This is a genomic window from Streptomyces sp. NPDC126503 (genome assembly GCF_040302405.1).
In the GTDB taxonomy this organism is placed as follows: Bacteria; Actinomycetota; Actinomycetes; order Streptomycetales; family Streptomycetaceae; genus Streptomyces; species Streptomyces gulbargensis.
Map to the genome: position 1 here is coordinate 113,780 of NZ_JBEORS010000016.1, position 12,141 is coordinate 125,920.

Here is a 12,141-nt window from a genome sequence, read left to right on the forward strand (position 1 = left end):
TTACAGGAAGCGCCGCTCGCGCAGGGCGCGTTCGGTGTCCTCGCACCACGTCCGGTACGAGGGAACCTGCGCGAGCACGGCGAGGTCCGTTCGACGCACGAGCAGTTCCGCGCCGTCGTGGAGCACCTCGGGCCCGTCGCTCCCGAGAAGGGTCTTCCAGACCTCCTTGGGCGTCATCTTCTTGCCGCCCTTGAGTGCCGTCCGCTTCTCGACCGCCGCCGGCCCGGAATACGGGTACTCCGGGAGTTCGCCCACCACGGACTCCAGGGCCTTCCGGTCGGCCAGCATCCAGGACTCGGTCATCAGGACGGGCACGAGCGGGACGGACACCCCGGCGCGCGGGGCTTCGGCCCGCCGCTGCTCCAGCTCGGCGACCAACTTCCGGCGGGCCTCCAGAGCGTCCTGATCGCCGTGGACGAAGACGATGTCGCAGTCGGCCGCGAGCTCCTCGGCCGCCGCCAGGACCAGGTCCGGCCGGTCGTTGGAGCGGACCGGGGAGACCTCGCAGCGCAGGACGTCCACCGTCTGCGCGCCTCCCGCGAGGAGGATCTCTTCGAGCTGTCGCTCGACCAGGCTCCGCAGATAGGGCCCGTCGCTGCCCTCGACGAGCAGACCCGGCAGCAACGTCCTCATTCCCCGCCCCTGTTCAGCTTCCGCAGAAGCCGCTCCACCTGCTCGGGAGACACACTCTCGCCCGGCTCCCGTTCCGGGTCGAAGGCCCGCAGCGGCCTGGCCACCGTCGCGCGGGAGATCGTCCCGTCGGCCGGATCGACCCGGTCCGCCTGCTCCAGGAAGACGAGGCTGCCGGACAGGTCGTGCTTGAGCGCGCCGAGGAGGGCCGGCGAATGGGTCGTGGCGATGAGCTGCCGGTACGCGGACGCCTCCGGCGTCACACCGGTACCGCGCCGCAGCCGGCGCACAAGCTCGGCGACGCGCTCCGGGTTCATTCCGTTCTCGATCTCCTCGACGGTCATCCCCCCGGGCCAGGCCGGGTCGGCGGCGGCCGCGAGCAGGGCCGCCATGCGCAGCGTGCCGTCGGACAGAGTGGGCGGTGACAGCCACCCCGTGTTGCTGAAGGCCACCTCGAAGTCGTACTCCTGACGCCGCTCGTCGTAGAGGACCCGGACGTCCTCGACTCCTTCGACGAGCGCGGCCATGTCCGCGACGAACCGGCGCCAGAGCGGCGGACGCTCCTCGATGCGATGGAGCACTTCGGCGAGGTTCCCGCCGTCGGCGTCGAGCCGACCGTGGACGAAGGCGGGGGACGGCCGGCGCAGCGCCGCCGGGTCGAGGAGGAAGGGTGCCCACGACGCGCATTCCCGCGCGGCCAGCAAGCGCAGTTCCGTGCCCGGCTCCTCGAAGAGGGAGCCGTTCCCGGCGGTTCGTACGGAGTCTTCGTCCTCCACGGACAGGGCGCTTCCCAGGGGACCGTGGAAGGGCACGAACTCGCTCTCGTGCTCGACGAACTCCGAGCGCGCACGGGCCACGGCCCTTTGCTCCTCCTCGGCCAGGCCGACGCGATCCATCCAGTCGGGCCGGTGCAGGCTGCTGACCCAGACACCGCAGTTGCGCCCGAGCGCGACCCGGCCCGATCCGAGGCGCGTCACGGAGAGCCGGATCCGCAGCGGCAGCGGTCCGTAGCGGGTCGCCACCAGCGATCCGACCGTGATGGTCAGTTCTTGGCGCTCCCGCCCCTGTCCACGGTGGAACAGGTCGACGGGCGCCAGCCGCCGGTCCTTGCGGACCGTCTCCTCGAAACCGCGGTCCGCCGTCCCGGCGACGAGCCGGAGGGCGTCGAAGAGGTTCGACTTCCCCGCCCCGTTCGCACCCAGCATGATCAGCGTCGGCGGTACGTCGAGGCTGAAACGGCGGAACGACTTGAAGCCGTCGATCCGGATCTGGGTGATCATCCTGGGCTCTGCTCCTCGTGTTCTCCGCTGCCGGCACCGGCCCCCTCACCCTAACGCCGACGGCTGTCCCGGCCACGTGGACGCACGCCGTACGACGACGGGCGGCCCCGCACCGGAAGTCCGGTGCGGGGCCGCCCCTGTCACGCGTACGAGAACGGGATCAGCCCTCGCTGACGCCCAGCTTCTCCAGGATCAGGTCCTTGACCTTCGCCGCGTCCGCCTGGCCGCGCGTGGCCTTCATGACCGCGCCGACCAGGGCGCCGACCGCCGCGACCTTGCCGCCGCGGATCTTGTCGGCGATGGCCGCGTTGCCCGCGATGGCCTCGTCGACCGCCGCGCCGAGCGCGCCGTCGTCGGAGACGACCTTCAGACCGCGCTTCTCGACGACCTCGTCCGGCCTGCCCTCGCCGGCGAGGACGCCCTCGATGACCTGGCGGGCCAGCTTGTCGTTGAGCGAACCGTCCGCGACGAGCGCCGAGACCCGGGCCACGTCGGCCGGGGTGATGGGCAGCTCCTCCAGGGAGACGCCCTTCTCGTTGGCGTTGCGGGCGAGTTCGCCCATCCACCACTTGCGGGCCGAGGCCGCGTCCGCGCCCGCCTCGACCGTGGCGACGATCGGGTCGACCGCGCCCGCGTTGAGGATGGCCTGCATCTCGACCTCGGAGACGCCCCACTCCTCGCGCAGCCGGTTGCGGCGCACGCGCGGCAGCTCGGGCAGCCCGGCGCGCAGCTCCTCGACCCACTCGCGGGACGGGGCGACGGGGACGAGGTCGGGCTCCGGGAAGTACCGGTAGTCCTCGGCGTTGTCCTTGATGCGGCCGGCGGTGGTGGTGCCGTCGTCCTCGTGGAAGTGCCGGGTCTCCTGCACGATCGTCCCGCCGGAGGACAGGACAGCCGCGTGGCGCTGGATCTCGAAGCGGGCGGCCCGCTCCACCGAACGGAGCGAGTTGACGTTCTTCGTCTCCGAGCGGGTGCCGAAGGTCTTCGTGCCGTGCGGACGCAGCGACAGGTTCACGTCGCAGCGCATCTGGCCCTTGTCCATCCGCGCCTCGGACACGCCGAGGGCTCGGATCAGCTCGCGCAGCTCGGCGACGTACGCCTTGGCGACCTCGGGGGCCCGCTCGCCCGCGCCCTCGATGGGCTTGGTGACGATCTCGATGAGCGGGATGCCGGCCCGGTTGTAGTCGAGCAGGGAGTGCGAGGCGCCGTGGATGCGGCCGGTCGCGCCACCGATGTGGGTGGACTTGCCGGTGTCCTCCTCCATGTGGGCGCGCTCGATCTCGACGCGGAAGATCTCGCCGTCCTCCAGCTGGACGTCCAGGTAGCCGTTGAAGGCGATCGGCTCGTCGTACTGGGAGGTCTGGAAGTTCTTCGGCATGTCCGGATAGAAGTAGTTCTTCCGGGCGAAGCGGCACCACTCGGCGATCTCGCAGTTCAGCGCGAGGCCGATCTTGATGGCGGACTCGACGCCGACCGCGTTGACCACCGGCAGGGAGCCGGGCAGGCCGAGGCAGGTCGGGCAGGTCTGCGTGTTGGCGTCCTGGCCCAGCTCGGTCGAGCAGCCGCAGAACATCTTCGTCTTCGTGCCGAGCTCGACATGGACCTCCAGGCCCATGACGGGGTCGTACTCGGCGAGTGCCGCTTCGTACGACAGCAGTTCAGTGACAGTCACGGTGGAACTTTCCCTCTCAGCCCAGCAGGACGTCGTCGTCGCCGAGGCGCTTCAGCTCGCGGTACAGGATCGCGAGGCCGGTGACGATGGCGGCGGCGGACACGGCGGCGTCGACCAGGCGGAGCATGTCGCCGTCGCTGCGGGCCAGCTTCGCCTGCTTGGCGACGCTCACCGCGCCGAAGGCGGTGCTGGCCAGCGACACGTAGACGCCGGTCTTCGACTTCTTGAAGTTCTTCGCCTTCTTGGCCATGGCGTTCACAGTGCGGGAGCCTCCTCGAGCAGCGGGTGGCCCCACCTTTCCACGAACGCGGCCTCGACGGCGGCACCGACCTTGTAGAGCCGGTCGTCCTTCATGGCGGGGGCGATGATCTGCAGGCCGACCGGAAGGCCGTCCTCCGGCGCCAGGCCGCAGGGCAGCGACATGGCGGCGTTGCCGGCCAGGTTGGTCGGGATGGTGCACAGGTCCGCGAGGTACATCGCCATCGGGTCGTCGGCGCGCTCGCCGATCGGGAAGGCGGTGGTGGGGGTCGTCGGGGAGACGATGACGTCCACCTGCTCGAAGGCCTGCTCGAACTCGCGCGTGATGAGGGTCCGGACCTTCTGGGCCGAGCCGTAGTACGCGTCGTAGTAGCCGGAGCTCAGCGCGTACGTGCCGAGGATGACGCGGCGCTTGACCTCGTCGCCGAAGCCGGCCTCACGGGTGAGGGCGGTGACCTCCTCGGCCGAGCGCGTGCCGTCGTCGCCGACCCGCAGGCCGTAGCGCATGGCGTCGAAGCGGGCCAGGTTGGAGGAGCACTCCGAGGGCGCGATCAGGTAGTACGCGGAGAGGGCCAGGTCGAAGGTCGGGCAGTCCAGCTCGACGATCTCGGCGCCCAGCTCCTTCAGCAGCTCGACGGACTCGTCGAAGCGCTGCATCACGCCGGCCTGGTAGTGCTCGCCGCGGAACTGCTTGACGACGCCCACGCGCATGCCGGCGACCGAGCCGTTGCGGGCCGCCTCGACGACCGGCGGGACCGGCAGGTCGATGGAGGTCGAGTCGAGCGGGTCGTGACCGGCGATGGCCTCGTGCAGCAGGGCCGCGTCCAGGACCGTACGGGCACACGGGCCGCCCTGGTCGAGGGAGGAGGAGAAGGCCACCATGCCGTAGCGGGAGACCCCGCCGTAGGTCGGCTTGACGCCCACGGTGCCGGTGACGGCGGCGGGCTGGCGGATGGAACCGCCGGTGTCGGTGCCGATGGCGAGGGGCGCCTCGTACGCGGCGAGGGCCGCCGAGGAGCCGCCGCCGGAGCCGCCGGGGATGCGGGTCAGGTCCCACGGGTTGCCGGTCGGGCCGTAGGCGCTGTTCTCCGTGGAGGAGCCCATCGCGAACTCGTCCATGTTGGTCTTGCCGAGGATGACGACGTCGGCGGCCTTCAGCTTCTTGACCAGGGTCGCGTCGTACGGCGGGATCCAGCCCTCGAGGATCTTCGAGCCGACGGTCGTCGGCACGCCGACGGTCGTGAAGATGTCCTTCAGCGCGAGCGGCACACCGGCGAGCGGGCCCAGCTTCTCGCCCCGGGCGCGCTTCTCGTCGACGGCGCGGGCCTGCGCGAGGGCACCGTCACGGTCGACGTGCAGGAAGGCGTGGACCTTCTCGTCGACGGCCTCGATGCGGGCCAGGTGCGCCTCGGTGACCTCGACGGCCGTGAGTTCGCCGGAGGCGATCTTCGCGGCGGTCTCGGCGGCCGTGAGCTTGATGATGCTGTCCGTCATGGTCTTAGTCCTCCCCCAGGATCTGCGGCACCTTGAAACGCTGCTGCTCCTGGGCCGGGGCGCCGGAGAGCGCCTGCTCGGGGGTGAGCGACGGACGGACCTCGTCCGCGCGCATGACATTCGTCAGCGGCAGCGGGTGGGAGGTCGGCGGTACGTCTTGGTCGGCGACCTCGGAGACGCGGGCGACCGCGCCGATGATGTCGTCGAGCTGGCCGGCGAAGTGATCGAGTTCTTCGCCCTTCAGCTCCAGACGCGCCAGCCGTGCGAGGTGGGCGACCTCCTCGCGCGTGATGCCAGGCATGCGGATCCTCACGGGGTGCGTGTGATGGTGTTGACCCAATCCTATGGGGCTCGCACCTCTGCCCGTGAAACGGTTTGCCCGGGGACGGCCGGGGCGGCTACTGCACGACCCGGCCGGGGGCCGGGTCGAGCTCGACGGCGGCGGCCGGGTCGAGCGTCACGGCGGTCGCCCGCCCGAGCTCGGCGGCGGCCGCGGCGGCGATGTCGGCGGGGCGGCGCCAGCCGTGCTCGCCCCGGGCCAGCAGCCAGGCGGTGGTCTCGCCGGGCGGCATGGCGGCGGCGACCAGCCAGCCCTGGACGGCGTCGCAGCCCAGGTCCCGCAGCCGCTCCCAGGTCTCGTCGTCCTCCACGCCCTCCGCGACGACGAGCAGGCCGAGGGAGTGGGCGAGGTCGACGGTGCAGCGCACGATCTCGGCGTCCTCGGTGTCCACGGCGAGCCGGGCGACGAAGGAACGGTCGATCTTCAGTTCGCTGACGGGCAGCCGGCGCAGGTGCACGAGGGAGGAGTAGCCCGTGCCGAAGTCGTCCAGGGACATCTTGACGCCGTGGCCGGTGAGGCCGTTGAGGGTGTCGGCGGCCTTCTGCGGGTCCTCCAGGAGGACGTGCTCGGTTATCTCCAGCTGGAGGGCGCCGGCCGGGACGCCGTGGCGGGCGAGGCGGGCGGCGACGGCGCCCGCGAAGCCGGGGGTGTGGACGTCGCGCGGCGAGACGTTGACGGCGACCGGGACGTGGAGGCCCTGGGCGCGCCACCGGGCGACCTGGGCCAGGGCGGTCTCCAGGACGTACTCGGTCAGGTGCGGCATCAGGCCGGAGGACTCGGCGATGGCGATGAACTCGTCCGGAGGAACCTTCCCCCGCTCGGGGTGGACCCAGCGGACGAGGGCCTCCAGACCGGCGACCTGGCCGTCGAAGCGGACCTTGGGCTGGTAGTGGAGTTCGACCTCGCCGGCGTCCAGGGCGCGTCGGAGGTCACCGAGGAGGCCGAGCCGGTCGGGGGTGTTGGAGTCGCGCTTGGACTCGTAGACCTCGACGCCGGTGCGGTCGCGCTTGGCCTGGTACATGGCGACGTCGGCGCGGCGGAGCAGGCCCTCGGCGTCGAGGGCGTGCTCGGGGAAGACGGCGACGCCGGCGCTGGCCTCTAGGACGAGGGTGAGGCCGTCGAGGTCGAGCGGGGAGGAGAGCTCGGCGACGAGGTGGCGGGCGACGCGCTGGGCGCTGGTGGTGGAGTCGGCGACGGGGAGCAGGACGGCGAACTCGTCGCCGCCGAGGCGGGCGGCCTCGGCGCCGCGCGGCAGGGCGAGGCGGAGCCGCTCGGCGATCTGGAGGAGGAGCCGGTCGCCGGCGAGGTGGCCGAGGGTGTCGTTGACCGAACGGAAGCGGTCGAGGTCGATGAGGACGAGGGCGGCGCGGACGCCCTGTCCTTCGGCCTCCTCCAGGGCCGCCCAGGTGCGCTCCAGGAGCCACTGGCGGTTGGGGAGGCCGGTGAGCGGGTCGCGCAGCTGTTCCTCGGCCCGGGCGCGGGCGATCCAGAGGGTGGAGTCCAGCGCGATGAGGGGGACGGCGAAGAGGGGCAGCAGGATCGGGCGGGAGGCGGCGACGACGCAGATGAGGGGGGTGATGCCGAGGAGGGCGACGGCGACGAGGCCCTGGCGCAGGAGGGCGGTGCGGGCGACGGTGGGCAGGCCGCGACCGGGGGGCGAGAGCGTGTACCACAGCAGGAGCCGGGTCGCCACGAGGTAGACGGCGGCGGCGAGCGCGACTTCCGGCACGTCCGCGATCCCCCAGTCGAGGGGCTGCCAGGGGTGTTCGACCGTCGGTACGTCTCCGAAGAGGGCGAGGACCAGGGCGGCGGCGCCGACGCCGAGGATGTCGGCCGCGCCGTGCAGGAGGCCCTGGCGCCAGCGGTGGCGGCGGGCGGCGCCGACCAGGACGACGACCGTGAGCGAGACGAGCCCGGCGGGCACCCAGCCGTACAGGAGCAGGACGGCGAGGGTGAGGGCGGCGCCGGAGCCGGTGCCGCCCCACCAGCGGTCCCGGCCGAGGGCGACCAGGTGGCCGACGATGAGGCCGGTGAGGACGGCGAGGGACCAGCCGGTCGTGCCGCCGGGGAAGAGTCCGTGGCCGGTGCTCAGGGCCCGCTGGAGGCCGGTGACGAGCACGACGGCCGCGGTGCCCAGCACGGTCGCGGGCAGGCCGGAGACGAAGCCGGCGGGGACCACACGGCCGCGCGGCCGTGCGACCGGGGCGGCGCTCTCGGTCGGTTCCATTCCCGTCCCTCTCACAGGCGGCGGTGCCGTCGGTGTGCGATGGGCCGCGGTGAGGCGGCCGTGTGTCGTCCGTCCGTGGCGGGAGCGGCCGCGGGGCGGCCGCTCCTGGTGCCACGGGGCCGGTGCCCTGGCACCGCACCGGGCAGAGCCCTCGCTCGGCCGTGCGGGACAGGACGCACGGTTTCCACAGTAGGCCGCCGAGGGCGCCGACGGGCAGCGCTCTCCATGTCTTGCCCGAATGCGAGCAGGCCACCCGTAACGATCTGGTATGCGCCGAACGGGTGAGCCTCCGGGGCGGTGAAGGGGTACCGGAAGGGGCTCAGCCGGCGTCCTGCGCGGCGACCTCCCGAGCGGCTTCGGGCCCTTGTTCGAGCAGGATTCCGAAGCCGTCCTCGTCGAGAACCGGAACCTTCAGCTGCATCGCCTTGTCGTACTTGGAACCCGGGTTCTCCCCGACGACCACGAAGGCGGTCTTCTTGGAAACGGAACCGGAAACCTTGGCTCCGAGGGCTTGGAGCGACTCTTTTGCGCCATCCCTGGTGAAGTTCTGGAGGGTGCCGGTCACCACGACCGTCAGCCCGTCCAGCGGCCGGGGCCCGAGGTCCTCCCCCGCCCCCTCGTCCTCGAAGCTCACGCCCGCCGCGCGCCACTTGCGCACGATCTCGCGGTGCCAATCCTCGGCGAACCACTGCTTCACCGCGGCCGCGATAATGTCACCTACGCCGTCGGTCGCCGCGAGTTCCGCCTCGCTCGCCTGCTCGATCCGCTCCAGTGAGCGGAACTCACGGGCCAGCGCCTCGGCGGCGACCGGACCCACGTGCCGGATCGAGAGACCGTTGAGGAAGCGGGCCAGCGGACGGGTCTTGGCCTCCTCGATGTTCCGCAGCATGGCGAGGGCGTTCTTCTTCGGCTCGCCCTTCTGGTTGGCGAAGACGTGGACGATCTTCTCCTCGCCGGTCTTCGGGTCCCGCTTGGGCAGTCCGCTGTCCGGATCGAGGACATAGGCCCTGATCGGCAGCAGCTGCTCGATGGTGAGGTCGAAGAGGTCGCCCTCGTCGGCGAGCGGCGGCTCGGCCGGCTCCAGGGGCCGGGTCAGCGCGGCGGCGGCCACCGCGCCGAAGTTCTCGATGTCCAGGCACTGGCGCCCGGCGAGGTAGAAGAGACGTTCACGCAGCTGGGCGGGGCAGGTGCGGGCGTTGGGGCAGCGGAGGTCGATGTCGCCCTCCTTCATCGGCTGCAGCGGGGTGCCGCACTCGGGGCACTGGGCCGGCATGACGAACTCCCGCTCGCTGCCGTCCCGCAGGTCGGCGACCGGGCCGAGGATCTCCGGGATCACGTCACCGGCCTTGCGCAGCACGACCGTGTCCCCGATCAGCACGCCCTTGGCCTTCACCACCTCCTGGTTGTGCAGGGTGGCGAACTCGACCTCGGAACCGGCCACCGTCACCGGCTCGACCTGCGCGTACGGCGTGACGCGGCCGGTCCGGCCGACGCCCACCTTGATGTCGATCAGCTTGGTGTTGACCTCCTCCGGGGCGTACTTCCAGGCGATGGCCCAGCGCGGGGCGCGCGCCGTGGAGCCCAGCCGGCCCTGGAGCGGGATCTCGTCCAGCTTGACGACGACCCCGTCGATCTCGTGCTCCACGGAGTGCCGGTTCTCGCCGAAGCGGGTGATGAACGCCCGGACCTCGTCGAGGGAGCCGACCACCTCGTTGTGCCGGGCGGTGGGCAGGCCCCACGCGCGCAGCAGCCCGTACGCCTCGGAGAGCCGGGAGATGTCGAAGCCCTCGCGGGCGCCGATGCCGTGCACCACCATGTGGAGCGGACGGGAGGCGGTGACCTTGGGGTCCTTCTGGCGCAGCGAACCGGCCGCCGCGTTCCGCGGGTTGGCGAAGGGCTTGTCGCCGGCCTCGACCAGGCGGGCGTTGAGCCCCTCGAAGGCCTCCATCGGGAAGTAGACCTCTCCCCGGATCTCGACCAGGGCGGGGACGTTCTCGCCGCGGAGGCGGTCCGGGACGTCGGCGATGGTCCGGACGTTGGGCGTGATGTCCTCGCCGGTCCGGCCGTCGCCGCGGGTCGCGGCCCGGGTCAGCCGGCCGTGCTCGTAGGTGAGGTTGACCGCGAGGCCGTCGACCTTCAGCTCGCACAGGTAGTGGAAGTCGGGAGTGCCGACGTCCCGCGCGACGCGCTCGGCCCAGGTGGCGAGCTCCGCGTCGTCGAAGGCGTTGTCCAGGGAGAGCATGCGTTCCCGGTGCTCGACGGCGGTGAACTCCGTCTCGTACTGCCCGGCGACCTTCTGGGTCGGCGAGTCGGGCGTGCGCAGCTCCGGGTACTCCTCCTCCAGCTCCTCCAGGGAGCGCAGGAGCCGGTCGAACTCGCCGTCGCTGATGACCGGCTGGTCCTTCACGTAGTACCGGAAGCGGTGCTCCTCGATCTGCTCGGCCAGCTCGGCGTGCTTCTCCCGCGCCTCCGCGGGGGCCCCCTGTTCGACTGCCACCTTCGTCCGTCCTCCCGTACCTCAGAACCCGGTCACTCTGGGTTGTCCGCGAGTGATCTCGCCGCCCGGACGCAATGGGCGAGCGCCGCCCGGGCGTACGCGGGCGAGGCGCCCGCCAGCCCGCACGTGGGCGTGACGACCACGGACTCGGCGAGAGTCCCCGGATTCAGCCCCAGCCTGCGCCACAGCGTCCTGACACCCATGACGCTACCGCCCGGGTCCGACAACGGGCCGTCGGTGGACGGCACCACACCGGCGAGGAGCTTCGTCCCGGCCTCCACCGCCTCCCCGATCGTCTCCTCGTCACGCTCGGTGAGGAGCCCGAAGTCGAACGAGACGGCGGCCGCGCCGGCCCGGCGCAGCAGGGCGAAGGGGACGTCGGGGGCGCAGGAGTGGACGGCCACGGGCCCGTCGTGGACGGCGACGATGTCGCGCAGGGCGCTCTCCACGACCTGCCGGTCGACGGCCCGGTAGGTGCGGTAGCCGCTGGCGGTACGGACCTGTCCGCGCAGGACGGCGGTGAGCGAGGGCTCGTCGAGCTGGAGCACGATCCGGGCGCCGGGGACGCGCCGGGCGACCTCCGCGAGGTGCGCGCGGAGGCCCTCGGCGAGGGAGGCGGCCAGGTCCCGGCAGGCGCCCGGGTCGCCCACGGCGGCCTCGCCGCCGCGCAGTTCCAGGGCGGCGGCGAGCGTCCACGGGCCGACCGCCTGGACCTTCAGGGGGCCTTCGTACCCCTGGGTGAACTCCTCCAGGGCGTCGAGGTCCTCACCGAGCCAGGAGCGGGCGCGCCGGGTGTCCCGGCCGGGCCGGTCGCTGACCCGCCAGCCGCTCGGCTCCACGTGCGCGTACAGCTCGACGAGCAGGCCGAGGGTCCGGCCGATCATGTCGGCGCCGGGCCCCCGCGCGGGCAGCTCGGCGAGGAAGGGAAAGTCCTCGAAGGAGCCGGTGACGGTCTTCGCGGCCTCGCGGGCGTCACCGCCGGGCAGGGACCCGACACCGGTCGCCGGGCCCCACAGGGTCGTCGTCTCGGTCACGGTCACCGCCCCGGACGGACGGTGAGGTCGTTGATCTCCGCGTCGCGCGGCAGGTCGAGCGCGGTGAGGATCGCCGTCGCGACCGACTCGGGGTCGATCCACCGCGACGGGTCGTACTCCTTGCCCTCCTGCTGGTGCACCTTGGCCTGCATGGGGCTGGCGGTGCGGCCCGGGTAGACGGAGGTCACCCGCACGCCGTGGGCGTGCTCCTCGTGGCGCAGCGCGTCCGCGAGGGCCTTCAGTCCGTGCTTGGAGGCGGCGTACGCGCCCCACTCCCCGTGCGCGTTGAGGCCCGCACCCGAGTTCACGAAGACGACGTGGCCCTGGGAGACCCGCAGTTGGGGCAGGAAGTGGCGGGTGAGTTCGGCGGGGGCGATCAGGTTGACGTTGAGCTGGTGGTGCCAGGTCTTCGGCGTGAGCTCGCCGACCGGCCCGAGGTCGACGACCCCGGCGATGTGCAGCAGGCCGTCCACCCGCTCCGGCAGGCTCTGGTGCGAGAACGCCCACGAGAGCCGGTCCGGGTCGGCGAGGTCCCCCACGAGCGTCCGGGCCCCGGGGAACTGCGCCGCGAGCTCCTTGGCCCGCCCCGCGTCCCGCGCGTGCAGCACGAGCTCGTCCCCGCGCGCGTGGAGGCGGCGCGCGACGGCCGCGCCGATGCCGGAACCGGCTCCGGTGATCACATGTGTAGCCATGGGAGCCATGCTCCCAC

General features: G+C 72.3%; 10 protein-coding genes. All 10 read right to left on the reverse strand.

All coding sequences use genetic code 11. The features are described from left to right. Positions 1 to 633, reverse strand: coding sequence for a hypothetical protein (locus tag ABTY40_RS21350; RefSeq protein WP_352060989.1), 633 nt, complete (start codon positions 631 to 633; stop codon positions 1 to 3). Continuing rightward, complete coding sequence (locus ABTY40_RS21355; protein ID WP_352060990.1) at positions 630 to 1,910, reverse strand: AAA family ATPase; 1,281 nt, start codon at positions 1,908 to 1,910, stop codon at positions 630 to 632. Before ABTY40_RS21355 ends, ABTY40_RS21350 begins: the two co-directional genes overlap by 4 nt. Before the next feature lie 160 nt (positions 1,911 to 2,070). Further along, positions 2,071 to 3,582 carry an Asp-tRNA(Asn)/Glu-tRNA(Gln) amidotransferase subunit GatB gene (gene gatB / locus ABTY40_RS21360; RefSeq protein ID WP_352060991.1) on the reverse strand — a complete coding sequence of 504 codons (1,512 nt, stop codon included), beginning with the start codon at positions 3,580 to 3,582 and terminating at the stop codon, positions 2,071 to 2,073. A 16-nt stretch (positions 3,583 to 3,598) separates the two neighbouring features. Next, on the reverse strand, positions 3,599 to 3,832 hold the full coding sequence (locus ABTY40_RS21365) for a hypothetical protein (protein WP_250765831.1): 234 nt from the start codon (positions 3,830 to 3,832) through the stop codon (positions 3,599 to 3,601). A gap of 5 nt (positions 3,833 to 3,837) precedes the next feature. Further along, positions 3,838 to 5,334 carry an Asp-tRNA(Asn)/Glu-tRNA(Gln) amidotransferase subunit GatA gene (gene gatA / locus ABTY40_RS21370; protein WP_345285693.1) on the reverse strand — a complete coding sequence of 499 codons (1,497 nt, stop codon included), beginning with the start codon at positions 5,332 to 5,334 and terminating at the stop codon, positions 3,838 to 3,840. Between the two features lie 4 nt (positions 5,335 to 5,338). Further along, positions 5,339 to 5,635: an Asp-tRNA(Asn)/Glu-tRNA(Gln) amidotransferase subunit GatC gene (gene gatC / locus ABTY40_RS21375; RefSeq protein ID WP_015036350.1), complete on the reverse strand. Its 297-nt coding sequence runs from the start codon at positions 5,633 to 5,635 to the stop codon at positions 5,339 to 5,341. A gap of 97 nt (positions 5,636 to 5,732) precedes the next feature. Then, a complete protein-coding gene (locus tag ABTY40_RS21380; RefSeq protein WP_352060992.1) occupies positions 5,733 to 7,901 on the reverse strand; it encodes a putative bifunctional diguanylate cyclase/phosphodiesterase in 2,169 nt (722 codons plus the stop codon). Between the two features lie 319 nt (positions 7,902 to 8,220). After that, positions 8,221 to 10,398 carry an NAD-dependent DNA ligase LigA gene (gene ligA, locus ABTY40_RS21385; RefSeq protein WP_352060993.1) on the reverse strand — a complete coding sequence of 726 codons (2,178 nt, stop codon included), beginning with the start codon at positions 10,396 to 10,398 and terminating at the stop codon, positions 8,221 to 8,223. Positions 10,399 to 10,430: 32 nt separating this feature from the next. Continuing rightward, positions 10,431 to 11,432: a methionine synthase gene (locus ABTY40_RS21390; protein WP_352060994.1), complete on the reverse strand. Its 1,002-nt coding sequence runs from the start codon at positions 11,430 to 11,432 to the stop codon at positions 10,431 to 10,433. A 2-nt stretch (positions 11,433 to 11,434) separates the two neighbouring features. Further along, on the reverse strand, positions 11,435 to 12,133 hold the full coding sequence (locus tag ABTY40_RS21395; protein WP_352060995.1) for an SDR family oxidoreductase: 699 nt from the start codon (positions 12,131 to 12,133) through the stop codon (positions 11,435 to 11,437). Positions 12,134 to 12,141 lie beyond the last annotated feature (8 nt).

Excerpts from the sequence above, each read along its gene's own strand:
- ABTY40_RS21395 (WP_352060995.1), bottom strand. The coding sequence starts at position 12,133 with ATGGCTCCCATGGCTACACATGTGATCACCGGAGCCGGTTCCGGCATC.
- gatA (WP_345285693.1), bottom strand. The coding sequence starts at position 5,334 with ATGACGGACAGCATCATCAAGCTCACGGCCGCCGAGACCGCCGCGAAG.
- ABTY40_RS21365 (WP_250765831.1), bottom strand. The coding sequence starts at position 3,832 with ATGGCCAAGAAGGCGAAGAACTTCAAGAAGTCGAAGACCGGCGTCTAC.
- ABTY40_RS21350 (WP_352060989.1), bottom strand. The coding sequence starts at position 633 with ATGAGGACGTTGCTGCCGGGTCTGCTCGTCGAGGGCAGCGACGGGCCC.
- ABTY40_RS21355 (WP_352060990.1), bottom strand. The coding sequence starts at position 1,910 with ATGATCACCCAGATCCGGATCGACGGCTTCAAGTCGTTCCGCCGTTTC.
- gatC (WP_015036350.1), bottom strand. The coding sequence starts at position 5,635 with ATGCCTGGCATCACGCGCGAGGAGGTCGCCCACCTCGCACGGCTGGCG.
- ABTY40_RS21380 (WP_352060992.1), bottom strand. The coding sequence starts at position 7,901 with ATGGAACCGACCGAGAGCGCCGCCCCGGTCGCACGGCCGCGCGGCCGT.